At 51.3% G+C, this 24,442-nt stretch carries 26 protein-coding genes; 8 read left to right on the forward strand and 18 right to left on the reverse strand.

Annotated elements, in window-relative coordinates; genetic code table 11:
* Positions 1-318: 318 nt before the first annotated feature.
* Together KNP75_RS12730 and KNP75_RS12735 are read right to left on the reverse strand one after the other, a co-directional pair.
* Positions 319-1,419: a PstS family phosphate ABC transporter substrate-binding protein gene (locus KNP75_RS12730; protein ID WP_251128356.1), complete on the reverse strand. Its 1,101-nt coding sequence runs from the start codon at positions 1,417-1,419 to the stop codon at positions 319-321.
* Between the two features lie 117 nt (positions 1,420-1,536).
* The gene (locus KNP75_RS12735; RefSeq protein ID WP_214797643.1) at positions 1,537-2,403 is read right to left on the reverse strand and encodes a nucleotidyltransferase-like protein; all 867 of its coding nucleotides are present in this window, start codon (positions 2,401-2,403) and stop codon (positions 1,537-1,539) included.
* A 168-nt stretch (positions 2,404-2,571) separates the two neighbouring features.
* Between KNP75_RS12735 and KNP75_RS12740 the strand changes: the two genes are divergently transcribed.
* The gene (locus tag KNP75_RS12740; protein WP_034780966.1) at positions 2,572-2,931 is read left to right on the forward strand and encodes a YgzB family protein; all 360 of its coding nucleotides are present in this window, start codon (positions 2,572-2,574) and stop codon (positions 2,929-2,931) included.
* Between the two features lie 28 nt (positions 2,932-2,959).
* Here KNP75_RS12740 and perR read toward each other — a convergent pair whose 3' ends face one another.
* Positions 2,960-3,391 (reverse strand): peroxide-responsive transcriptional repressor PerR, encoded by a 432-nt coding sequence (gene perR, locus KNP75_RS12745; RefSeq protein WP_029596002.1) that lies wholly within the window; start codon positions 3,389-3,391, stop codon positions 2,960-2,962.
* Between the two features lie 191 nt (positions 3,392-3,582).
* Here perR and KNP75_RS12750 point away from each other — a divergent pair, with 191 nt between their 5' ends.
* Positions 3,583-4,881, forward strand: a complete 1,299-nt coding sequence (locus KNP75_RS12750) for a glutamate-1-semialdehyde 2,1-aminomutase (RefSeq protein WP_215190586.1) — start codon at positions 3,583-3,585, stop codon at positions 4,879-4,881.
* A 33-nt stretch (positions 4,882-4,914) separates the two neighbouring features.
* On the opposite strand, the gene KNP75_RS12755 is transcribed toward KNP75_RS12750, so the two are convergent.
* Positions 4,915-6,552, reverse strand: coding sequence for an ABC transporter substrate-binding protein (locus KNP75_RS12755; protein ID WP_215190587.1), 1,638 nt, complete (start codon positions 6,550-6,552; stop codon positions 4,915-4,917).
* Positions 6,553-6,644: 92 nt separating this feature from the next.
* Between KNP75_RS12755 and KNP75_RS12760 the strand changes: the two genes are divergently transcribed.
* Both KNP75_RS12760 and KNP75_RS12765 read left to right on the forward strand, forming a co-directional pair.
* Entirely contained in the window at positions 6,645-7,877 is a 1,233-nt protein-coding gene (locus KNP75_RS12760; protein ID WP_214754203.1) for an MFS transporter, read from the forward strand.
* Between the two features lie 53 nt (positions 7,878-7,930).
* Complete coding sequence (locus KNP75_RS12765) at positions 7,931-8,347, forward strand: thiol-disulfide oxidoreductase DCC family protein (RefSeq protein ID WP_138859904.1); 417 nt, start codon at positions 7,931-7,933, stop codon at positions 8,345-8,347.
* A gap of 13 nt (positions 8,348-8,360) precedes the next feature.
* Here the strand turns inward: KNP75_RS12765 and KNP75_RS12770 are convergent, their stop codons facing one another.
* The 5 genes from KNP75_RS12770 to mutY all read right to left on the reverse strand — a co-directional run bounded on the left by KNP75_RS12770 (position 8,361) and on the right by mutY (position 13,464).
* A complete protein-coding gene (locus tag KNP75_RS12770) occupies positions 8,361-9,509 on the reverse strand; it encodes a DUF3238 domain-containing protein (protein ID WP_034780975.1) in 1,149 nt (382 codons plus the stop codon).
* Positions 9,510-9,600: 91 nt separating this feature from the next.
* Positions 9,601-11,349, reverse strand: a complete 1,749-nt coding sequence (locus KNP75_RS12775; RefSeq protein WP_214797566.1) for an ABC transporter ATP-binding protein — start codon at positions 11,347-11,349, stop codon at positions 9,601-9,603.
* 36 nt (positions 11,350-11,385) lie between these two features.
* On the reverse strand, positions 11,386-11,928 hold the full coding sequence (ntdP, locus tag KNP75_RS12780) for a nucleoside tri-diphosphate phosphatase (RefSeq protein ID WP_021067741.1): 543 nt from the start codon (positions 11,926-11,928) through the stop codon (positions 11,386-11,388).
* Positions 11,929-12,017: 89 nt separating this feature from the next.
* Complete coding sequence (locus KNP75_RS12785; protein ID WP_034780979.1) at positions 12,018-12,443, reverse strand: SRPBCC family protein; 426 nt, start codon at positions 12,441-12,443, stop codon at positions 12,018-12,020.
* Positions 12,430-13,464 carry an A/G-specific adenine glycosylase gene (gene mutY, locus KNP75_RS12790; protein WP_214797567.1) on the reverse strand — a complete coding sequence of 345 codons (1,035 nt, stop codon included), beginning with the start codon at positions 13,462-13,464 and terminating at the stop codon, positions 12,430-12,432. The genes KNP75_RS12785 and mutY overlap by 14 nt, the downstream gene beginning before the upstream one ends.
* A gap of 86 nt (positions 13,465-13,550) precedes the next feature.
* Here mutY and KNP75_RS12795 point away from each other — a divergent pair, with 86 nt between their 5' ends.
* Entirely contained in the window at positions 13,551-14,534 is a 984-nt protein-coding gene (locus KNP75_RS12795; protein WP_034780983.1) for a metal-dependent hydrolase, read from the forward strand.
* 25 nt (positions 14,535-14,559) lie between these two features.
* On the opposite strand, the gene KNP75_RS12800 is transcribed toward KNP75_RS12795, so the two are convergent.
* Positions 14,560-15,093, reverse strand: a complete 534-nt coding sequence (locus tag KNP75_RS12800) for a YceI family protein (protein ID WP_034780985.1) — start codon at positions 15,091-15,093, stop codon at positions 14,560-14,562.
* Positions 15,094-15,314: 221 nt separating this feature from the next.
* Between KNP75_RS12800 and exaC the strand changes: the two genes are divergently transcribed.
* The 3 genes from exaC (at position 15,315) to KNP75_RS12815 (ending at position 18,065) form a co-directional block, all read left to right on the forward strand.
* On the forward strand, positions 15,315-16,835 hold the full coding sequence (gene exaC, locus KNP75_RS12805) for an acetaldehyde dehydrogenase ExaC (protein ID WP_215190588.1): 1,521 nt from the start codon (positions 15,315-15,317) through the stop codon (positions 16,833-16,835).
* 1 nt (position 16,836) lies between these two features.
* Positions 16,837-17,196: a DUF779 domain-containing protein gene (locus KNP75_RS12810; RefSeq protein WP_214793294.1), complete on the forward strand. Its 360-nt coding sequence runs from the start codon at positions 16,837-16,839 to the stop codon at positions 17,194-17,196.
* A gap of 149 nt (positions 17,197-17,345) precedes the next feature.
* The gene (locus KNP75_RS12815) at positions 17,346-18,065 is read left to right on the forward strand and encodes a nuclease-related domain-containing protein (RefSeq protein ID WP_215190589.1); all 720 of its coding nucleotides are present in this window, start codon (positions 17,346-17,348) and stop codon (positions 18,063-18,065) included.
* Between the two features lie 49 nt (positions 18,066-18,114).
* Here KNP75_RS12815 and KNP75_RS12820 read toward each other — a convergent pair whose 3' ends face one another.
* The 8 genes from KNP75_RS12820 to KNP75_RS12855 form a co-directional block, all read right to left on the reverse strand.
* A complete protein-coding gene (locus tag KNP75_RS12820; RefSeq protein WP_138859911.1) occupies positions 18,115-19,185 on the reverse strand; it encodes an ABC transporter substrate-binding protein in 1,071 nt (356 codons plus the stop codon).
* On the reverse strand, positions 19,182-19,982 hold the full coding sequence (locus tag KNP75_RS12825; RefSeq protein ID WP_034780992.1) for an ABC transporter permease: 801 nt from the start codon (positions 19,980-19,982) through the stop codon (positions 19,182-19,184). The genes KNP75_RS12820 and KNP75_RS12825 overlap by 4 nt, the downstream gene beginning before the upstream one ends.
* Positions 19,979-20,800 carry an ABC transporter permease gene (locus KNP75_RS12830; protein WP_034780994.1) on the reverse strand — a complete coding sequence of 274 codons (822 nt, stop codon included), beginning with the start codon at positions 20,798-20,800 and terminating at the stop codon, positions 19,979-19,981. Before KNP75_RS12830 ends, KNP75_RS12825 begins: the two co-directional genes overlap by 4 nt.
* Complete coding sequence (locus tag KNP75_RS12835; protein WP_034780995.1) at positions 20,787-21,893, reverse strand: ABC transporter ATP-binding protein; 1,107 nt, start codon at positions 21,891-21,893, stop codon at positions 20,787-20,789. The genes KNP75_RS12830 and KNP75_RS12835 overlap by 14 nt, the downstream gene beginning before the upstream one ends.
* A gap of 13 nt (positions 21,894-21,906) precedes the next feature.
* Positions 21,907-22,446, reverse strand: coding sequence for a helix-turn-helix domain-containing protein (locus KNP75_RS12840; protein WP_215190590.1), 540 nt, complete (start codon positions 22,444-22,446; stop codon positions 21,907-21,909).
* A 165-nt stretch (positions 22,447-22,611) separates the two neighbouring features.
* The gene (locus tag KNP75_RS12845) at positions 22,612-22,881 is read right to left on the reverse strand and encodes a YfhJ family protein (protein WP_034780997.1); all 270 of its coding nucleotides are present in this window, start codon (positions 22,879-22,881) and stop codon (positions 22,612-22,614) included.
* Entirely contained in the window at positions 22,878-23,192 is a 315-nt protein-coding gene (locus KNP75_RS12850) for a YfhH family protein (protein WP_034780998.1), read from the reverse strand. Before KNP75_RS12850 ends, KNP75_RS12845 begins: the two co-directional genes overlap by 4 nt.
* A gap of 70 nt (positions 23,193-23,262) precedes the next feature.
* Positions 23,263-24,441 carry an RtcB family protein gene (locus KNP75_RS12855; RefSeq protein ID WP_215190591.1) on the reverse strand — a complete coding sequence of 393 codons (1,179 nt, stop codon included), beginning with the start codon at positions 24,439-24,441 and terminating at the stop codon, positions 23,263-23,265.
* Position 24,442 lies beyond the last annotated feature (1 nt).

Raw genomic sequence — 24,442 nt, forward strand, 5'->3', positions numbered from 1 at the left:
TCCTGAGCCAGGATCAAACTCTCCAAAGAATTTGATATAGCTCTTTAAAAATGACGAAGCTTGCGCTTCATTCAAAAATTGTAAAACTTATTTTTGCCTCATCGTTCAGTTTTCAAAGTTCGTCTGCCGCTCTTGGCGACTTCATTAATTTATCACGTCGTCTATCTCCGCGTCAACAACTTTTTTCACAAATTGTTTTACTGAAATAATCTTTTGCTGTGACAACGTTTATAACTATAATCTCTATTTACCACTTCGTCAATAGAAATATCACAAAAAATAAAAAAAGGTTGATCCCCTTTAGCGAGGCTCAACTCTTCAGTCTTGCGCTAACGGAACGTAACCCGTCCGTTCTACCAATGTTTGTCCTTCTTCAGACGTCATCCAATCCAAAAACGGCTTATGCGTTTCATAGTTCTCTTCTGTCGTGATGGCATAAAATTCAGAAGTGATTGGATACGTCCCGTCAGCGATCGTCTCGACCGTCGGGGCAATCCCGTTCACTTGAAGTAATTTAATGTCATGGTCCTCTACCATCTCGGTCGCGTAATAACGGAAAGAAAAGCCAATCGCATTCTTATGATTATGGTAGGCTGCCGTCTGCTCGATAATCCCACCCATTCCTTCCGGGACATCTTCGACTGGGGCATCCATCAGTTTCTCTTCCCCCATCACCCGCTGAAGAGCAGTCTGACTCCCGCTCCCTTCTGGACGTTGAAATGCTCGAATCGTATCAGTCTCGCCTCCGACCTCACTCCAATCGTCGAGGTCTCCCGCATAAATTTGCTGTATTTCTTCTAATTTGAGAGAGTCAACCGGATTGTCTTCATGTACAAAGAAGACAAACGCTTCGCGCCCGATTGGCGTCATGTTGAACTGCACACCAGCCTTCTCGGCCGCAGCCACTTGAAGATCTGATGGTCCGGCAACAAAGATGATATCTGTCTCCCCGCGAATCAAACGATCATAGGCTTCACCTGTCGTCGTCGAGACGACAGGGCTCTCATCCCATTCTTCGATGCCGTATGGATTATATTCGCCTGATGGATAGACCGCCTCGACGAAAGACGCATAAAGTGGATAAAGGGCTGTCGCGCCATCGAGACGCGGCAACTTCGAGTCTAGTTTAAACGAAGATTCGCCATCCAGCTCCGCTAAATCTGATTTTCCCTTAAAAGGCTGATAGTCCATCAACTCGACGCCCCGTTCTTCAATCCGTAAACCTTCTGTATACACATAATAGCCTTTCACCGAACCAAAGAAGACGATCCCGAGCACCGTTCCAATTAAAGTGATTCGCTTGAGATGACCTTTTTTCAACGGTGAGAAGTCATATAGCGCCATAATGACAATCACTAACGCCACTCCATACCAAATCGTCCATACAATCGGACGTGCCCCGGCAACCGGATCGTCCATCATGAACAATCCTATGAAAACTGATATGACCCAAGCCACAAACACAATAAACACACTGCCTAATATAAACTTCATCATTTTCATCTAAATCAGCTACTCCATTCGCTTCTATAGTAGTCAGGCGATTTCATAAGCGATTGCTTCGACACCGACGCCTTTTGTCGGCCGGGCGACCGACCGGACATATCCTTTTCGAACGAGGAAGCCGACGATGCTCCCCAGGTCGACTTTCAATGCTTGCAAGTTCGGATGCTCCATCAATTCTGAGAACGGCCACGGTTCATCCCGTTGTTGCATCGTTTGTAATAGAAGAAGAGTGCCGGGCAACACTTTCGATTGAATCAAATGTTCAATGCCGATGATTACCAAATGAATCCGCTGTTCTAGCGATTCTTGTCCGCTCACCAGTTCTTCATGTAACTTATATATTTCCAAATCGAGTGTGCGCACTTGCTTCCACAATACGATTTCCGGATGAATTCCGGCCTCCAACACCGACAACCGCGCCAAATGAGTCAAGGCATGATGGATTTGGGTGAAAGCATCTTGATGCTCCTCTTGTAAAAATAAGCTTCGTCCATCTTCAAAGCGTCGCAACAACTTCGCAAAAGCAAGGGACAGTTGAAGACGTTGCTCATCATTCGAAAAATTACGAAGGCGTTGTCGCAAGTCTAATAAAAACGTATTTCGTTCAAACAAGACCATCCCATCTTCAATCCAATGAATGGCCCGGCGATTCTCGTTCATTAAAATCCAACGATCCATCATCGAGTCACTTACGAGATGAAGAATAATTTTTTCTTGCCCAACCTGATAATGTTTCACTGTCCAGAACGGTTCTTCTTTCGCTTCAATCACAATCAACAGCCGGTCCGATTGATCGGTCAAAGGATCTCTCGGCCGTTTCTTTTTCACTTCAATGATGCCAAGCGTTGTCTTCAAGGCCGCATATTCCGAATAGATCGTGCGCGTCGCATACTCCATAGTCACCTTGATACCTTCTTTCTATAATGATGAACCACAATCGTCCACCCAATAATCTGATACAAAAATGATTCGCCTTCTTTTAAAATTCTCCTGCCAGCGATTGTATGAACTTCTCACGGTCGTGCAGATGAGCTATAGTAAAGACAGACATGGAGGGATTACGAAATGAAAAAACGGGGGAATAAAATCAACCGCGCTCGAAACCTTGCGTTGTTGCTCGTCTTTGCGGGAATCGGAGTCATGTATCTCGGCCTGTTGGCGAAAAGCATCACATGGCTGATGATTATTTTCATGTTGCTCGGCTTCGTGATGGTGTTATCGAGTTCAGCGCTCTACTTTATTATTGGGATGGCATCCACGAAAGCCATCGTCGTCACTTGCCCGAATTGTGAGAAACCGACAAAGATGCTCGGCCGGGTCGACTTATGTATGCACTGCGACGAACCGCTCACGATCGATCAATCGCTCGAAGGTAAAGAGTTCGATGAAAAATATAATAAGCGTCAAACCCATTCACACGAATAAAAAAACATCCTCTGCCTGAGGATGTTTTTTAATGTTTATGCGCTTGTTCAGCTTGGCAAGCTGGGCACGTCCCGTATACTTCAAGACGGTGACGATCGACTTTGAACCCTGTCAATTGAGACGCGACCGATTCGATCTCGTCGAGGACCGGATAGTTAAAGTCGACGACTTTCCCACATGCATCACAGATGATGTGGTAGTGACGCGACGTCACAAAATCAAAGCGACTCGAAGCGTCCCCATAGTTCATCTCTTGAACGAGTCCGACTTCTTTAAAGACGCGCAAGTTATTGTAGACGGTAGCGACACTCATGTTCGGAAATCTCGCCGAAAGTGCCTTATAAATGTCATCCGCTGTCGGGTGACTGTGCTCCGTGACGAGGTACTCCAAAATGGCCTGGCGCTGAGGCGTCATTCTGACTCCATGTTCTCGGAGCGACTGAACAGCATGGTCAAGCATTTCGCTTCCCACGTCAATCCCTCATTTCTTCTATAAAATTCATGCGAAATGTCAGTTAGAATTAACCTATTTCTTACATAGTAATCTTTATAAATAGTGTACTGATTTCTTGAACGGTCGTCAAACGTTGAGCTTATGCGGTTGACGGCTATGATACAATAAGTGCGAATTTGTAAAAGGAGGCAATACATATGGCAACACCATCTACACGCAACAATTCAGACGTTTTGTATACCGACGCCTTGACGCACATCGTCGGCGGGGTCAATAGCCCTTCCCGCTCATTCAAGGCAGTCGGCGGCGGTGCACCCGTCTATATGGAACGAGGAGACGGCGCTTATTTCTATGACGTCGACGGCAATCGCTATATCGACTATTTGGCGGCGTACGGACCGATTATCACAGGCCACGCCCATCCGCATATCCATAAAGCGTTGATTGAGGCGTCGTCTAAAGGACTCCTTTACGGGACACCGCACGCGCTTGAAGTCGAGTTCGCGAAAAAACTAAAGGCGGCCATCCCGTCAATGGATAAAGTCCGTTTCACCAACTCAGGGACCGAGGCGGTCATGACGACCGTTCGTGTCGCTCGCGCCTATACTGGTCGTGAGCTCGTCGTCAAATTCAGCGGTTGCTATCACGGTCACTCGGACTTGATGCTCATCGCGGCAGGCAGTGGACCGGCCACGCTCGGCTCACCAGACTCAGCCGGCGTCACACGAGCTACGGCGAAAGAAGTCATCACCGTGCCGTTCAATGACATCGAAGCGTTTCGCGACATGATGAGCGAATGGGGAAGTCAAATCGCCTGCGTCCTCGTCGAACCGATTGTCGGGAACTTCGGGATCGTCGAGCCGAAACCAGGCTTCCTCCAGGCCGTCAATGACATCACCCATGAACATGGTGCACTCGTCATTTACGACGAAGTCATCACGGCGTTCCGTTTCACGTACGGAAGCGCCCAGCAAGTGTACGGGATTGAACCGGATATGACCGCACTCGGGAAAATCATCGGCGGAGGCTTGCCGATTGGTGCCTATGGCGGTAAAGCTGAAATCATGGAGACGGTCGCTCCGCTCGGCCCAGCCTATCAGGCCGGAACAATGGCCGGCAACCCGGCGTCGATGGCAACGGGTCTCGCTTGTCTCGAGGTTCTCGAGCAACCCGGCGTTTACGAAAAGCTCGACGCACTCGGTGCCGAGCTCGAGGCCGGGATTCGTGAAGCCGCAGAAACACATGGTGTGACCATCACGTTGAACCGTTTAAAAGGTGCCCTTACGGTTTACTTCACGGACGAGATTGTGACCGATTACGAAGGCGCCGAAAAATCAGACGGTGAAGTGTTCGGACGTTTCTTCAAATTGATGCTCGAGAACGGTGTCAATTTAGCCCCTTCGAAGTACGAGGCTTGGTTCTTGACGACTGAGCATACCGAACAAGATATCGAAGAGACGATTGCCGCTGTGAATCGCGCGTTCGCCCAACTATAAGCAAAAGGAGATGCCGCGGCATCTCTTTTTCGTTTACACCGAAGGCCGAATCCACAGCTGGTCGTAGCGGGGGTGGCCGAACACATCGACTGGAACTTCCCCTAGAAAGCTCGGGAATCGCCGCTCTCGGGCCACGTGATACAGAGGAATAACAAGTGCTGCTTCTGTCAAATAACGCTCGACATCACGATGGAGCCACGGCCACGCACTCATATCGGTCTGACGGTAACGGTCCATCATCGTCCGGAGCTCCTTTTCATGCGCGATTAACTTGCCGACGAGTGACAGTTCACTCGTCAAAAACGCGAGAAACGCCAAATCGAGATCTTCGCTCATCATCTCCCCGCATAAAATCAAATCAGCACGGCGCAGCGTCTCCTCTTGTAGTAACGAGGCAATCGTATACGTCTCGGTCTCAACGATAAAGCCGGCTACGCGCAACTGTTCCGCGACAAGCATCGCGTCTTCTGTCGCAACGTCGAACGGCAAATGCAATAGACGCAGTGGACGGCGCGAACTTCCCGTTGCTTTTGGTGCCGCCACCGGTCGACTCGCCTCCGGGAAAAAACCATGGGCCACTTGATGACGCTCTCCTCCCAAGTCGACGAACGCTTCTTTATGGATTGCCTGTTGAATGGCAAGTCGTGTGTCCATATCATCTTTGAGCCAAGAGTGCTGCAAGTTGAACATGAGATAACGCGCCCCGGCCTCAGCGATCCACTTGACGATGCTCTGATCATCACCGGCGCTCCACTTGGCATAATCCGTTTCTGAGAACGTGACAAATTCGACCACATCTAATGAAGGACGCGGTCGAAGCCCACGCTCGAACGCCCGCAACCGGACGACTTCTTCGGACCGTTTCTCCAATTTGAACGGTCCCGTCCCGACAATCCCTTCTGCCCCTTCATACGTAATGGATGCCGGCGTTTGGGCAAGTAAACGTTCGATGTAGGCCCGGTGCGCTTTCGTATGGATGTCAATGACGTAAGGCGCCGGCGATTCGACCCGTTCGATTGGCGCGAACAACCAAACTTGTTTTCCGCGAGCCAATAATCGATTCAACGAGTAAACGACATCTTTGGCGGCTAACGTCATTCCGTTGTGGAATGTGACGCCTTTTCGGATATAACACCGAAATCCGAATGTCACTTCTTCGATATGATGGGCAAGGGACGTTTGGACCGTCGTCCCATCCCATTCGAAGAGGCGATCGAAGACGTGCCGAGACAAGGACGCCTCCATCGCGATATGGATGTCGAGCGGGTCGAGTGATTCAAGCGTCCGGGTACGCGGGAACACGAATCGGTCTTCTTCCGTCTGTTCGAAACCGAATCGACTCCAAATCCGGGCTTGAATCAATTCACGTAACGCGGGTGGCCACTCCCACTCCAACCATTTGGCCGCGTCCGCCATCGAGGCCGTTGAGAATGAGGTTTCGACCCAGTCGTTCAGCGTTCGAGCAAATCCCGACTGAAAGCGGAGTATTGATTCATGACCCCGCCCTTTCCCGGCCTGATATTCCACCCAGCCTAACGTTTGCCACGCCTTGATATCACGCTTCACTTGTTTCTCACTATAGCCGACCGCTTCAACCGCTTCCCGCAACGTCACTTCCCTTTTGCCCGTCTCTATCGTGTGGCGATAAATCGCCACTAGTTTCGCATTCATGACCTTCCCCCTAAAAGTGGACATGTCCAAATATTTTGTCTCTTTTTACCAAGTGTAGTCCACGTTTAAAGTAGTGACAAGGAGGTGCTCACATGAAATTCAAAGATTTTCCAACCAACGTTCGGCTTCGACTCGTCTGCGGCTTTTTCATCCGCATCGTCGGCTCGGCCATCTTTCCATTCATGGCTTTATACTTTTCAGAAGAACTCGGCAAAATCGCTGCCGGGATCATCATGACGTCATTCGTCATCGTCGGGTATGTCACCGGCTTGTTCGGTGGGTACTTCTCGGATCGCTTCAATCGCAAGCACGTCTTACAAATCGGCCAACTCGTTCAAATCCTTTGCTTCATCGGAATGACGGTGGCGATTCACCCATCAAACAATTGGGCACTCGCCGTGGCCATTCTCTACTTCGGTCACGCGGTCGCCAACGGGTTGAACTATCCGGCCTTGGAGGCAATCGTCATCGATTCGATGGAAGAATCGAATCGGAAAGCGATTTATGTATATGATTATTGGCTCGTCAACTTGGCTATCGCCGGCGGTGTCATGCTCGGCGGTGCCTTCTATCGTGACTACCGCTTCGGCTTGTTCGTCGGGATGACGCTCGTATTGACCATCACAACGGTCGTCTTGCAACGCTATCTCGTCGATTCGCATCAAGGTAACCGGTCGACGCCGGCCAATCCGATTGTCGGCGTGATTCAAAACTACCGGATCGCCCTCAATGACCGACGCTGGATGTTGTTCGTGCTCGGCAGCATGCTCGTCTTCTCGACCGAGTTCCATATGGCGAACTATATCGGTGTTCATTTGGCGGAATCGTTTCAACAGCGCTCGATCGTCGGTGTTCCGTTCGATGGTGTCCGAATGATGGCATTCATGCAACTCGAGAATACACTACTCGTCGTCGCCATCACGTTCGCCGTCACTGCGTTTGTGAAACGGTACCGTGAGAAATACGTGTTCTTCATCGGCTTGTCGTTATACATCACGGCGTACGCTGCCATCACGTCGATGAACTCGTTCCTGATTCTCGCCGTCTTGGCCGTTGTCTTCACAGTCGGCGAATTGCTGTACTCGCCGATCCGCCAAGTGAAACAAGTCGATTTGCTCGACCCGGAGCGTCGCGCCTCGTACCTTGCTTTCGGTGGACTCACATTCCACGGGGCCAAACTCGTGGCCGCGGCCGGGATTGTCGTCGGAGCATTCATCGGACCCGTGTTCATGAGTGGCTACATCTTCTTGTTCGGAGCGCTCGGTGCCTACCTCTACTACGTCTCGTTATATAGGATGGAATCGGTGCGCCAGCTCGCCGCATGACGTTTGAAGTGACACCGGAACGGAAACAGGCAAGAGTGAAGGAGGCGAGTGGTATGCCAGCCATTGTATTATTTGATGGAGACTGTAACTTTTGCGACGCGAGCGTCCAGTTCATCTTGAACCGTGACGCGACGGGGAACTTTCATTTCGCCTCGCTTCAAGGCGAGGCCGGTCAAGCTTTGCGTAAACGTCATCGTATCAACGACTCGGTCGACAGCATCGTGTTGATTCGCGATGGTGTCCCGTACATTAAATCCGACGCGGCGGTCCGCATCGCTGAAGGATTGGATGGGAAGTGGCGTTGGCTCAGGTTTGTGAGATTCGTCCCAAAACCGATTCGTGATTTCGGCTATGATGTGATCGCTAAACATCGTTATCAGTGGTTCGGACAAAAACAGACGTGCAAACTGCCGACGCCGGAAGAACGGAGCCGATTTCTCGACCAACAACCAAAACCGCCGACTCGATGAGTCGACGGTTTTTTTAGTCCATACAGGTCAAGTACGTCCAGTGGCACTCCGGCATCGGATTGCCCATGAAACTGACACCGAGGTCGTCCGCCCGGTGAATCGTCGTCCATGGGGCATCACCGACCTGAAGATACACTTCATGATGTGGCGATTGCGTATGACTTCCGGACAGCTTGAACGTAGCATTGTCCTTTAATTGCGCGACGATCGTATATTTGATGTCCGGCGCGATAACGAGCGGGTTGCCAACGGAATGTTGCAACCGATACGCCGCCCGCCCGCGGTCGATATCGACATCTTCAAGATACACTTGGTCGACAGAGGCGATATCTTCACCCGTCAAACGGTGATGTTTCGTATAGCCACGCGTCACATTCGCATCTTTTTTGATGGAGACGATCGGAATATCACTCAGCCCTTCGGCCTTCACTTCCGTCCGCGTGCGATAGTCGGTCGCATGAACGTTATAAGGGCGACCGTCTCCTTCAAAATACGGATGAGGCGACAACAAGTTCGGGTTTTTAATCATCGGCGGGCGGATGAACGTCTGGACGCGAAGCTGAATCTGGTCCACCGTCTCCAAATCAGGTCGAATCGGACTGACGAGAAAATACATGACGTACAATTCCTTGTCCCGTCTCGTGTCCGTCTTCAATTCTTTGGCGAGTGACATCGCTTTGCCGACGGCGTGAATGAGACTCGTCCCCGGTTTCTCATCTCGCTTCACAGAGCGGAGCGCCCGCACTTCATACATTGTCGGCTCATGGAGCGGCGTCTCGTCCAAATAAGCATGGCCGACGACTTCGGCAATGCGTCGTCCTTGCCGGTAAATCGCATACGTTTCGACGTCAGCAATCGGGTCCCATTGGAGATGGGTGCCGTTCGAGGCGACGACTGCCGACGTGAGATGACGATTCCAGTACAAGTCGTCAGTTGGGTCGACGGCGGCCGTATACACTTTCGCCACTTCCCCCTGTTCGTCCGTGATGCGATAAGCGACTTGTTCTCCCACACCGGTCTCGTGATCGACATAGTGTTGATCGGTTCCTTCATACACATACTTCCCGTTCCGCGTGAGCCGGACCGTCCCTTCGACTGACCACGTCAGCTCGAGCGCGTCTTTTAGCGGTTTTACCGTAATTAATCCTTCCCCGTTCATCATTGGTTCATCCCCCTTTTGGCATGTCGTTTCTTCATTCCCGTCTCACTGTCACGGAAAACAAAAAGACCTCGAGTTTCCTCGAGGTCCCGTCTCATTCGACGACTGCTAAATCTTGAATCATATACAAATCGTAATAGGCGCCGCGGCGACGCATCAGTTCTTCATGCGTCCCGGTCTCCATGATTTGTCCGTTATCGACGACGACGATTTTATCGGCGTCGGTGATGGTCGACAATCGGTGCGCGACGATGAGCGTCGTTCTGCCTCTCGTCAATCGCGCGAGCGAATCCTGAATCATCGCCTCACTCTCAAGGTCAAGCGCACTCGTCGCTTCGTCGAGAATGATGATCGGTGGATGTTTCAAGAAGACCCGGGCGATGGCGAGCCGTTGCTTTTGCCCACCTGACAGTTTAACCCCTTTCTCCCCGACCGGCGTATTATAGCCGTCCGGCAAGTTTGAAATGAACTCATGGGCGTTCGCTGCTTTCGCGGCGGCGATCACATCTTCGTCACTCGCTTCCGGATTCCCCATCCGGATATTCATCGCGACCGATTCACTGAAGAGGACCGAGTCTTGCATGACCATCCCGATTTGGTCACGGAGGGCCCGCAGTTTAAAATCGCGGACGTCGGTACCGTCAATTTTAATGCTGCCTGACGTGACGTCATAAAACCGTGGAATCAGGCTGACGAGCGTCGATTTCCCGCCGCCAGACATGCCGACGAACGCGACCCGCTCTCCAGAACGGATGTGCAAGCTGACATCGTGGAGAGCCCGGGCTCCGTCTTTCTCATAAGCGAAGCTGACCCGGTCGAGTTCGATATCGCCAGCCGTTTGTACAGGTACGAATGCGCTATGCTTCTCTTCGATGTCGTACGGCTCATCGAGGAATTCAAACACACGGTCCATCGAAGCGACTGATTGCGTGAGCGTCGTCGCCGAGTTAACGAGACGACCGAGCGGTGCATAGAGACGGTCGATATAGGCGATAAAGGCGACGAGCGTCCCGAGCGAGACGTCCCCTTGCAAGACGAGCCATGAGGCCGTCGTGAAAATCAAAATTGGAGCGATGTCGGTGATCGTCGAGACGACGACGTACGTCTTCGCGTTCCACCCCGTATGGCGGAGTGCAGCCTTCAAGAAACCGCCGTTTTGTTCTTCGAACGCTTTGTTCTCATACGGTTCGAGCGCGAAGCTGCGGATGACGGCCATCCCGTTGACGCGTTCGGTCAAATGACCTTGAAGGTCCGCAAGGGCGGCCGAGCGTTCCCGCGTGAGCCGGCGCAATCGTCCATAGAAGTAACGGACGGCGATGGCGTAGAACGGGAGCGGCAAGACGGCGATGAGCGTCAGCTGCGGGTCAATCGTGTACATGATGGCGATGGCAATCAAAATCGTGACCATATCGAGCCAGATGTTCATCAGACCGGTGATGACGAAATCTTTCGTCTGCTCGACATCGTTGATGATGCGCGAGATGATTTGTCCCGTCTTATTGTTCGAATAGTAGCGGAGCGACAACTTTTGGACGTGGTCGAACAATCGGTTCCGGACGTCGAACAAAATCCGCGTCGCCGCCCATTGCGCCAAATATTGGCGTAAGTATTCAATCGGTGGCTTCAAGACGAGGAAGACGAAGAAGACGATGCTGAACAGCCAGACGAGCTCCGTGTAGTCGGCAGCCGGAGCATCTTCCGTCAAATAGTTATCGATGACATATTTATAAAGGAGCGGCAACCCGAGCGGGATGGAGAATTTCAAAATCCCGACGAAGATGGTCAGCGCGATTTGTTTTTTATACGGTTTAACGAACTTTAAATAACGTTTAATACTACCCATTAGTTCCTCCTTCAAGAAAAAAGCGGAGATGAGCAATCATCTCCGGTAACGTGCTTCGTATTCGCGATACCATTCATCGACGAATGTTGGGTTGAACGGCCCTTTCCGTCCTCGAATCCAGTTAATAAGTTCTTGAACGTTCTGTTTCAAGATTCGATCAATCGCTTTCGGATAATTCATCTCGCGACGATGCCGCTCATATTCATCCTCATCTAAAATCGTGTACGACATATCCGGGAACACCTTGATGTCCAAATCGTAATCGATGTACTTGATGGCACGTTCTGCCCCATCGAACGTTGTCGGCGAACCTAGATTACAGTAGTAGTAAATCCCATCTTCGCGAATCATGCAGATGACATTGAACCAAAACTCAGATGAAAAGTAGCAAATTGCCGGCTCACGAGTTCTCCATTGCCGGCCGTCTGACTCACTGACCATGATGCGGTCATTGAATCCGATCATATCCGTTTTTGACGACTGAAGGACGAGCGTTTCTTCCCAAACGCGATGCAAAGTTCCGTTGTGCTTGTAGCTCTGTATCTCGATCTTGCTACCTGCTTTGGGAAATAAGCTCATAAGCTCCTCCTTTCCGCTATGATGCTATACAATTCTCATATTTAATTATAGCGACTTTCAGAACCAATGAAAAAGGAAATCTCTTATTTTCACGAATTTAGTGTTTTTTGGAATGCTTTGGCTCGCGCTTTGAACATCGGTCGAAGCACGAAGTATTCGACAAGGACGGTCGGTACGTAACTATCGAATGTGACCTCATCGACCATGACAGCCTGTCCTCCGACTTGTTCGACCCGATGGACATGGCTGAAGCGACGGAACGGAAACGGCAACTTCACACCTTGGTCACAAAAAGCGTAATTCCCGGTCAAGGTGATGGCACTGTTCCACGGTAATGAAACTGGACCGACACCAACCCGCAATTGAACGAGATTCCCCTCGACCGATGCCCCATCCCCAAGGAGCGTCACTTTCGGGAACGATGTCAGTGTTGATAAGAGCGAAGCATCTTGAAGCAGCGTCCAAAGCGTGTCAACGGATGTGTCATATGGTGTTCGTACGTCAAACTGTCTCATCTTTTGCACCTGCCATCTGCTCTAATTTTTGTTGGGCGACCGATACGGTCACCACGTCCCGTGCCTCTTCGTCGAGCCAAGTCCATTCCCCTGCCGGTAACGTCTCGACTTCGTATAAGTCGATGTACCAGACAATGTGGGAAAACACATGTTTCACTTGTCCAACATAGGTTCCGTTTAACTGTTCCCCCGTTCCCCGGTCTGTAAGCGGATATTGCCACATTCCAGCGAGAAGACCTGTTTCCGGTCGCTTCATATACGCTGCGCGGCCCTCTTGTCGACAATAAAGCGCATCATACATTTCAATCCGAGCCGCCCCTTTTTTCGTCTTGACCGGGAGTTCATCTTGAACGTTATGGGTATAAGCATAACAATCGTCTTGAACGGGACAAAGCGAACACATCGGGTTTTTCGGCGTACATACCGTCGCCCCAAGTTCCATGATGCCTTCGTTAAAGTCCGAGGCATGCGCCGGGTCCATCAGTCGACGCACGACTTGCTCAAACAATTTCCGCGTTTTTGGGATGGCGATGTCGTCATAAATCCCGAATTGACGGGACATGACGCGCATGACGTTGCCATCGACGGCCGGTTCCGGCTGATTGTAGGCAATCGAGAGCACGGCCCCGGTCGTATACGGCCCGACGCCTTTTAGTTTTTCGAACCGCTCTTTTTCCTCGGGGACGATGCCATCGTACACGGCAACGACTTCCCGGACGGCTTGATGAAGGTTTCGGACCCGTGAGTAATAACCGAGTCCTTCCCAATATTTGACGACCTCATCGGGTTCGGCCGCTGCCAATGCCTCAATCGTCGGGAAGCGCTCCATGAAACGGTTATAGTATGGGATGACGGTATCGACGCGCGTCTGTTGGAGCATGACCTCACTCACCCAGACGCGATACGGATTTTTCCCGTGACGCCACGGCAAATCTCGCTTTTCGCGATTGAACCACGTCACTAAATTTGTGTTAAATTCTTGAATATTATAATTTGTGAACAATTTATCAACATCGAGCATTTCGTTTCCCCTCGTTTTAAAAATATTGTATGATGAAATGGATCAAATAACGCCGTTTTTTCTACTTATGGAGGTGCTGAAGCACATTGGATACTGCTACTCACATTGGGATGGGACTTGGTTTAAGTGCAATCGCGACCCTCAGCCCAGAGGTGTCAGGCGACGCACAAATGTTTCTAGCCATGACAGCGACGGCTCTCGTCGGCTCGCATGCTCCGGACTTTGACACGGTCTTCAAACTAAAAGGAAATAGCACGTATTTACGCCAGCACCGCGGTCGTTCACATGGAATCACCGCACTCCTCGCCTGGCCAATCATCGTCAGCGCCGTCATCGGACTCGCGCTTGGCGTCAACCCTGCCTCATTATGGGTCATGGCACAAATCGCCGTGTTGCTGCACGTCACGGTCGACTTGTTCAACGCCTACGGGACGCAAGCCCTCCAACCATTTTCGAAGAAATGGATTGGCTGGGGCGTCATCGGGACGTTCGATCCGTATTTGTTCTCTGCCTATTACGGCGCATATGTATTATGGCTTATCACAGGGGCGACTGTCCCGATTTTTGCACTGCTCATTGCGCTCGTCATCAGCTATTACGCCATCCAGTTCAAATTGCGTAATCGCGCCCTCGCCACGGTCGCCCGTCACTTCGCCGGCGCCCACGAGCTGTTCATCTCGCCGGGTATCGGCTGGGATGACTGGCACGTCGCCGTTCGATTCCGCAACGGTTTAGGAGCAGTCAAAGTAAAAAAAGGGACGGTCATCGAATGTGGTCGTTTCCGTGACAAGCCGATGCCTGGGGAAGATGACCTTCACTTCGTGGAGGCCCGTAAAAATGCGGATCTTCAATCGTTCCTTGAGTTTTCGAAGATTCACACGTATACGGTCACACGCCACAATGGCATGATTGAATATCGCTTCACGAACTTGCGCTACTTTTCGAAAGACATTTATCCGTTCGTCGCCGTCGTCATCGTCGATGAAGTGTCAAACGAAGTGTTGTCTTCGTTCACCGGTTGGGTGTTCAGCGAAGAGAGCTTACAAAAGAAATTGGCCTACGAACAGTAAAAGTCGCTCGCGAGAGCGACTTTTTTTATGCCTCCGACTCCGTGAACTGGAGCTCAAAGTCAAACTTCACTTTTTTATCGACGAGGACGCCGCCCGCTTCGAGCGCCTGGTTCCACGTCAATCCGTAATCTTCCCGGTTGATCGACCCGTCCCCGGTGAAGGCGTGCTTCATGTTACCCCATGGATCTTTTGCACTTCCCTCATATTCGACTTCGAACGTCTCTTCCCGGGTCGTCCCGCGAATTGTCAAATTCCCGGTCAGTTCGAATTCACCGCCGCCTTTTGAGCGGAACGATGTCGACTCGAACACGATGTCCTCGTGTTGCTCCACATCGAAGAAGTCTCCGGACCGTAAATGGTTGTCGCGATCGCTGTTATTCGTATCGATCGATGCCGCCTTGATCGTCACGTTCACGCGGGCGTTCGCGAGATCGTCCGGTTGTCCGTTCGCTTCGACGTGAAAATCTTTAAACTCCCCTTTTACTTTCGAGATCATCATATGCTTGACCGTAAATGTAATCGAACTGTGTGCCGGGTCGACTTGATATGTTTTTGCCATTATTACGTCCACTCCTTCGATTTAAAATTGATGCTAATATGATGTTTACCACAAATCTTGACTTCAAAACATTTCCGTTTAAATGTGACAAATTATTGTCGAAAAATTTTGACTTTTATCACACCCACCCGTTACGATGAAAAAAGGGAGCTGTTGACTTACAGTAAAATGTAAGCGCATACATAGAATCCCTATACTTTACGGAAAAGGGAGGAACGACCATGATTTATGAAGTCCCAAACTCGACAGGCACGAAAGTTCATTTTAAAGACCGCTATGAGAACTACATCAACGGAAAGTGGACCGCGCCTGCAGGGGGAGAATATTTTGAGAACACCTCTCCGGTAAATGGTAAAGTTTTATGTGAAGTCGCCCGCTCGACGAAAGAAGATGTTGAACTCGCCTTAGATTCGGCCCATGCCGCCAAAGACGCCTGGGGCAAAACGTCGGTCACCGAACGTTCTGTCATTTTAAATAAGATCGCCGATCGTATGGAAGAGAACCTTGAGATGCTCGCCTACGCTGAGACGTGGGAGAACGGGAAAGCCGTCCGCGAGACGCTCAACGCCGACCTCCCGCTCGCCATCGATCACTTCCGCTATTTTGCGGGCGTCATCCGGTCACAGGAAGGCGGTATCAGTGAACTCGACAACGACACGGTCGCTTATCATTTCAATGAACCGCTCGGTGTCGTCGCCCAAATCATCCCATGGAACTTCCCGATTTTGATGGCGGTCTGGAAAGTCGCGCCGGCTCTTGCTGCCGGAAACTGTATCGTGTTGAAACCAGCTGAACAGACGCCTGCTTCCATCATGGTGCTCATGGAATTGATTGAAGACTTGCTCCCGCCAGGCGTGTTGAATATCGTCAACGGGTTCGGACTCGAGGCCGGCAAACCGCTCGCGTCGAGCGACCGCGTCGATAAGGTCGCGTTCACGGGTGAGACGACGACAGGTCGACTCATCATGCAGTATGCCTCACAAAACATCATCCCGGTCACGCTCGAACTCGGCGGCAAATCGCCGAACATCTTCTTTGCCGACATCATGGACGCCGATGATGATTTCTTTGACAAGTCGATCGAAGGACTCGTCATGTTCGCCTTGAACCAAGGCGAGGTATGCACGTGCCCATCACGCGCGCTCATCCACGAGTCGATTTATGAGCCATTCATGGAACGCGTCCTCGAACGGGTCAAAGCGATCAAACTCGGAAATCCGCTCGACCCTGACGTCATGATGGGTGCCCAAGCCTCAAATGAGCAGATGGAAAAAATCTTGTCGTACTTGGAGATCGGAAAGTCGGAGGGTGCGGAATGCCTCATCGGCGGTGAACGCAACATGATGGACGGCGAACTCGCTGACGGTTATTATGTGCAGCCGACCATCTTCAAAGGCCATAACAAGATGCGTATCTTCCAAGAAGAGATTTTCGGACCGGTCTTGTCGGTGACGACGTTCAAGGACGATGCCGAGGCGCTCGCCATCGCGAATGACACGTTATATGGACTCGGCGCCGGCGTTTGGACCCGTGACATGAATCGGGCTTACCGGTTCGGTCGCGAGATTCAAGCGGGTCGCGTCTGGATCAACTGCTATCACCAATATCCGGCCCATGCCGCGTTCGGCGGATACAAGATGTCTGGGATTGGCCGCGAGAACCATAAGATGATGCTCAACCATTATCAACGGACGAAAAACATGCTCGTCAGCTATAGCGAACAAAAACTCGGGTTCTTCTGAGATGGTGAATCGCGTCGAGGCCACCCCCGCCACGCTTGCGCTCCTCGAACAGCTGAAACGAAAACATGGACCGCTCTTGTTTCACCAGTCGGGCGGTTGTTGTGACGGGAGCTCCCCGATGTGTTTCCCCCAAGATGAGTTCATGATCGGGGATCATGACGTCCTGCTCGGTGAGATTGGTGGGTGTCCGTTCTATATGCACGAGAAGCAATACGATTATTGGAAACACACCCAGCTCATCATCGACGTCGTCGAGGGCCGGGGCGGCATGTTCTCGGTCGAGGGCGTGGAAGGAAAACGATTTTTAAGTCGTTCCCGCGTGTTCACGGACGAAGAACGGGCCGAGTTGCATCAAAGCTGAATGTAGAAGACCAGTCATCTCGATGGCTGGTCTTTTTTCAATCAATAGACATCTTTTTCTTAAAATCACATTTCCAATTATCCCCAAAAATCAACCTAAAAATCCTCTCTGTTCGATATAGTTAAGAGAGACACGAAAGGAGGCAGCCTATGTCCGAGCTTCTAACGAGCATGTTCAACGGAATGTTGATTTCATTGGTCAGTCTATTCGGTCCTTTGTTCCTGGTGCTTGGCGGTATGTTGTATACGAAGGTCAAGCGCTATAAACGGAGCCGCTATTACGCCCAGACCGGACACAGCTATTTCAAAGTCGTTCAAGACACCGGCTTATACGGCGAGTATTTATGTGTCGCCGCCATCGAGGAGCGCGTCCCGAACCCCTTCATCTTGACGAATCTATATTTGCCCCATCCAAAGAGCCGAGAGCGTACGACTGAAATCGATGTGGTGTTCATCAACCAGAGTGGTGTCCACGTGATTGAATCGAAAAATTATAGCGGCTGGATTTTTGGACATGAACAAGAACGGCACTGGACGCAGTCGATGCCGAATCGAAAGAAGTTCCGCTTTTTCAATCCGATTAAACAAAACGAGTTGCATATGAAAGCGATGGAACAAACGCTTGCTGTGGAGCGGAGTCTGCTCCACTCTTGGATCGTCTTCAGCGACCGGTCGACCTTGAAGCGCATCGACGTGGCGGACGTTCCCGTATTGAACCGGAAGACATGGAAACAGCAGATTGCCTTGCCAGGTGAGGCCCGGTTGACGTTGGCGGAACAGACGGCCATCTACGAGCACCTGCTCCAATTCGCATCTGCGGACGAAGCCGTCAAGGAGGCCCATATTGCGGCCAAGCAACGGGTGACGTGATTCCCCGCCCCATCCAAAAAAGTCCCGCTCACGGTGAGAGGGACTCTTTTTATTTACTTTGCATTTTAAAGCGCAAGTAGAGTTCGTTGTAGTACGCGTTCATGCGCTTGCCTAAGTTCTCATACACTTCGAGCTCATCTGTCACGTCTTTTGACGGATAAAAACGTTCGTCTGACGTCACTTCTTCATCTAAGAATTCAAGTGCCGCTTCGTTCGGTGTCGAATAGCCGACATAGTCGGTATTGCGGGCCGCGATTTCCGCGTCAAGCATGAAGTCGATGAACTGGTGCGCGCCTTCGACGTTTTTCGATGTGTTCGGGATGACGAGGTTGTCGAACCAGAGATTCGTCCCTTCCTCTGGGATCACGTACGTCAACTCTTCGTTCTCGTACATGATTTCGGAGGCGTCACCTGACCAGACGACGGCCGCGGCCGCTTCGCGATTGGCCATGAGCATCTTGATTTCATCGCCGACGATCGCTTTGATGTTCGGCCAGAGCGTCTCGAGCTTTTTCTCCGCCTCGAGCAACTCGTCTTTGTCCGTCGTGTTGAGCGAGTAACCGAGCGAGTTCAGACCGAAGCCCATCACCTCACGAGTCCCGTCTGCGAGCAAGATGTCATTCTCGAGCGGCATGTCCCATAGGTCGTTCCATGACGTAATCTCACCGTCGACGAGCTCAGGGTTGTACACGATACCGACCGTTCCCCAGAAGTAAGGGACCGAGTACGTGTTACCCGGATCGAACGACTTGTCGAGGAAACGTGGGTCAATGTTATCGAAGTTCTCGAGCTTGTCATAATCGATCGGCAAGAGCAGGTCCTCTTCGATCATTTTACTGATGGCGTAATCCGACGGGACCGCAATGTCGAACGCCGTACCGCCTTGCTCGATTTTCGTGAGCATCGCCTCGTTCGAATCGAACGTCTGATAGATGACTTTCAAACCCGTCTCTTCCTCGAACTCGCCAATCAAGTCTTCATCGATGTAATCGCCCCAGTTGTAGACGACAAGCGTGTTATCGCCGCCAAACCCTTGCGCCATATTGATTTGATACACCCAGAGCAAAAGAGCGGCACTGACGAGGACCGGCACCGTCAACATGATGACCAATTTTTTCATCGTCTTACCTCCTTCGCTTTACCACCGCGTTGGGCAAGCACATAATACCCAAGGACGAGAATGAGTGTGAACAAGAACAAGATGGCTGATAAAGCGTTAATTTCGAGCGAGATGCCTTGGCGAGCCCGTGAGTAGACTTCGACGGCAAGTGTCGTAAAGCCGTTGCCGGTCACGAAGAACGTGACGGCAAAGTCATCGAGCGAATACGTGAGCGCCGTGAAGAACCCGGCGAAGATGCCCGGTGTGATATACGGCAAGATGACTTTCGTCAACACGTCCCACGTGCTCGCGCCGAGGTCACGCGACGCATCGATGAGCGTCGGGCTCATCTCTTGCAGCTTCGGCAAGACCAAGATGACGACGATCGGCACCGAGAAAGCGATATGCGCCAATAGCACCGAGTAGAAACCGAGCTGAATCCCGAGCATCGTGAACAGGATGAGGAACGACGCCCCGATGATGACGTCCGGACTGACGATCAACACGTTGTTGAGCGACAAGAGCGACGTCTTCGTGAAGCGTTGCCGCGCCGTATAGATGGCGAGCGCGCCGATGACGCCGAGCACGGTCGAGATCGTCGCCGACAGCAGAGCGATGACAATCGTGTTCAAGACGATGACGAGCAAGCGGGTGTCGGTAAAGAGCGACTTGTACCAGTCGAGCGTGAAGCCTTCAAAGTTACTCATCGTCCCGCCACTGTTGAACGAGTAGACGACCAAGTAGATGATTGGTGCGTAGAGGATGAAGAACACCGCCATCAAATAGAGGTTGGCTAATTTAAATTTTTTCGGTTTCATCGACGCACCGCTCCTTTCGCGCCCCAGTCACGCGTGATGACCATGACGAGGACCATCGCCAAAATCAAGAACACGGCAATCGTCGAGCCCATGCCCCAGTTCTGCGTGACGAGGAATTGTTGTTCAATCGCCGTCCCGAGCGTGATGACTCGGTTTCCGGCGATGAGTCGGGTGATCATGAACAGTGACAATGCCGGGATAAAGACGATTTGAATCCCTGACTTCACGCCGTCGAGCGTGAGCGGGAAGATGACCCGGCGGAATGTCGTCCAGTTCGAGGCCCCGAGGTCACGCGACGCATAGACGAGCGACGGCGGGAGCTTTTCAATGGCGTTATAAATCGGCAAGATCATGAACGGGATGAAGATATAGACCGACACGAACACGAAACTAAAATCCGTGAACAAAATCTGTTGTGTCCCGATGCCAATCGCCTCTAAAAATTGGTTCGTGATGCCGTACGTCCCGAAGATTCCGAGGAATGCATAGGCTTTAAGCAATAAGTTGATCCATGATGGCAAAATGATGAGCAAAAGCCAAAGTTGCTTATGCTTTGTCTTCGTCAATAAATAGGCGGTCGGATACCCGATCAACAGCGAGAAGAACGTGATCAAGAACGCATACCAGAAGGAAGACAACGTCATCGTCAAATACGTCGACGTGAAGAACATCTGATAGTTCTCTAAACTCAAGTTCCCTTCGATATCAAAAAACGAGTAATAGACGACGAGCAGGAGCGGCGCGATGACGAACAGCGCGATCCATAACCAATAGGTCGTCAAATAGACCGTCTTCGCGGTTTGACTAGTTTGATTCATGAGCGACCTCCTCATAGGACTCGAGACGACGGTCGAACTCTTCCTCCGTCTCCCCTAAGCGCATGACGTGAATCGCCTCGTCATCGAACGTGAGGCCGATTTTTGAGCCGACGACCGATTTTTTCGTCGAATGGACGAGCCATTCGTTCCCTTCTTGGTCATAGCAGCAAATCTCATAGTGGACGCCGCGGAACAGTTGCGAGTCAACATCGACGACGAGTTTCGCCGAGTCGACCGACGTCATCTCCAAATCTTCCGGACGGATGATGACTTCGACTTTTTCATTGCGATCAAACCCTTGGTCGACACAATCGAACGTCTTCCCGGCGAACGTGACAATGTTATCTTCTGGCATGACGCCCGGTACGATATTCGACTCTCCGATAAAATCAGCGACGAAACGGTTGATTGGCTCGTCGTAAATGTCGGTCGGTGTCCCGCTTTGGACGATCTTTCCGTTATTCATGACGAAAATCTCATCCGACATGGCGAGCGCTTCTTCTTGGTCGTGCGTGACAAAGATGAACGTGATGCCGAGACGCTGTTGCAATTCACGAAGCTCATATTGCATCTCCGTCCGGAGCTTCAAATCGAGCGCCGAGAGCGGCTCATCGAGCAAGATGACTTCCGGTTCGTTGACGATGGCACGGGCGATGGCGACACGCTGTCGTTGCCCGCCTGACATCTCATCGATTTCACGTGACTCGTACCCTTTCAAGTTGACGAATTTGAGCGCTTGTTCGACTTTCGTCTTCACGTCCGCTTCTTTCATCTTTTTGATGCGCAGACCGAATGCGACATTCTCGAACACGTTCAAGTGCGGGAAGAGCGCATAGTCTTGAAACACAGTGTTCACTTGACGTTTGTTCGCTGGGACGTCGTTAATGCGCTTCCCGTTGAACTGGATATCGCCTTCTGTCGCATCCGTGAAACCTGCGATCAGACGCAAAATCGTCGTCTTCCCACATCCAGACGGTCCGAGCAACGTATAGAACTTCCCTCGTTCAATCTCAAAGCTAATGTTTTCCAAGACGACGGTGTCATCGTAACGCTTCGACACGTTGTCAAAGCGGATAATCGTTTCTGGGTTCATTTCGGTTCCTCCCTTATAAATATGAATGGGTCGCGACGATTAAACATTCACTCTCGCCGTCGTAGTCATTGACGAGTTGATGCGAATCGGAGGCGACGTAATAGAGTGTTTCTCCGGTCTTGGCGAAGTACGTATGATTGCCAAGTTTTAGCGCGATGTGCCCCGATAGGACATAGACAAACGTCTCCGATCGCGACGGCTCATATCGTTTGAACTCGCCCTGCTTCGAGAACGTTAGTAAAATGGGTTCCATCTCTTTTTCGTTCGATTCCGGGATGAGCCATTCGGTCCGGTATTTTCGTTCCTCATCCACATACACGGTCCGGTCGTCTTCGCTATAACTTACCTTTTGAAAGATCTCTTCATCGAAAAATTCTTTCGGTGAGCAACCTAGTACTTCTAACAAGTCGAATAATGTCTCAAGCGAAGGTGAACTCAAATCACGCTCGATTTGAGAGATATACCCTTTACTCAAATCCGTGCGTTCGGCCAGCTCTTCTTGCGTCAAGCCCTTCTTGACGCGGAGCCGTTTGATTTTTTGACCGACGTCCAAGTCACATTCCCTCCTTTCGGCCTCGTCTCAAGTTTAGTGAAAGATGATTCCAACTAAAGAAAGTTTATAAATACTTAACTATGAAACGAACTAATAGCGACCTTTATTATAACGGATTGTGAGTTGTTTGCAAGCAAAAAATCACGCCGATTATGGCGTGATTTTTCAATGAAGGTCGCGCTTGGACATCAAGTGCTTGAACTTCTCATTTTTCGTTTGAAACAAGTGGAGTTGCGGTCCGTACGCATCAATCTGTTGCACGACATACTGGAACGATTTTGCTTCTCCCGGATATGGTTCTCCGGCCCGGGCGAGTGTCGTCTCAAAGTCCTCCCACAGCACTTCGACCCACGTCAACGCCTCCACGTCGCTTAAGACATCATTTTTCTGTTTCAAGATGTGTGCCAAGCGCTCGTATTGTTCGGTCCGGGTCATGCGTTCACCTCCGACAACTCCGAGAGCGGAATCGCATGTTCAGCCGTCTCCCCTTCGAACGTCCCCCAGCCCATGACGCCGTTCACGAACTTCAAGCGGAACGGGCGGTCATTATAGTTGACGATGTACGTCGCCCCCGGTTTGAACGACTTCGGGTCAATCAAATAACTCTCAGCAATCGCGATCCGTCGCAAGACGACCTCGATCTCACTGACCATGCCCATCTGCTCGGCTTTCCGCTTCCGTTCATGGAGCGCCCGAATCTCTTGTTCGAGTTCATATTTTGATAAATCACTCAATCGTTTTTCCATTTCGCTCACCTCTCTTGTAGCGTATCAGATTTTTCGCGGAAAAGAAAAAGGCGAAACTGAATTCGCCCTTTCAGTTCGCCTTGAAGTTATACAGTGGTTTGATGACTTGATCAATCGTGACGGCCGGTTCGATATAGCGGACGATTTCCTTCATCGACTTATAGACGAACGGTGATTCGTCAATCGTCGACGGCCGGACCGAGCTCGACCAAACCCCTTCCATTGATCGTTTGAACTCTTTGAAGTCAACCCGTTTCCGCGCTGCCGAGCGTGACATGACCCGACCGGCGCCATGTGGACCCGAGTAGTTCCAATCCGGGTTGCCTTTCCCGGTACAGATGAGCGAGCCGTCGCGCATGTTCATCGGGATGATGACCCGCTCCCCGTTCCGCGCCGAGATGGCCCCTTTCCGAAGCATCATCGCGTCGTGATCGATATAATTGTGGACCGTATCGAATTGGTCGACGACGTTCCAGTTCATCGCCTCAACGATAACGTCGGTCATGGCGAGACGGTTGGCGGCCGCATATTGCTGTGCGATGCGCACGTCGTGCATGTAGTCTTCCATCGCTTCCCCTTCGACGTAGGCGAGGTCGCGGAAACGTTTCCGTGCCTCGCGCTCCGTCTCGAGATAGGCCGAGATGTCTTGCTGCCGCCCCGTTGCCTTCCTCCGTTCAATCTCGTCTCGAATGTCGACCGTCTTCATCATGTGCTCGACCGCCAACTGTTGATAATGGTCAGCGATTTGGACACCGAGGTGGCGTGAGCCGGAGTGGATGACGAGAAACGTGCGTCCGGCTTCGTCCCGGTTCACTTCGATGAAATGATTGCCCGAACCGAGCGTGCCGACCGAGCGGAGGGCCCGGTCGAGCTTATACGGCGCCCGCACATCTTCGAGCGGGAGCTCAGACGCGTAAGAGTGTGCTGTATCCCGGATGTTCATCCCGCTCGGTACAAATTGGCGGATGACGTCGTCGAGCCGTTGAAAGTCGATGCGCTTTACCTTGATTTCCGTACAGAGCATGCCACACCCAAGGTCGACGCCGACGAGGTTCGGCACGACCTTGTCGTGAATCGTCATCGTCGTCCCGACGACCGATCCTTTGCCGGCATGCATGTCCGGCATGATTCGAATCGAGGCGCCTCGCGTGAACGGTTGATCGACAAGTGTTTGGATTTGGGCCCGCGTCGTATCGTCAATCCGTTCATTGAACACTTTGGCCCGGTTATGCTTTCCGATAATCTCCATA

This window comes from Exiguobacterium sp. s6 (assembly GCF_018618155.1).
Lineage (GTDB): Bacteria > Bacillota > Bacilli > Exiguobacteriales > Exiguobacteriaceae > Exiguobacterium > Exiguobacterium mexicanum_A.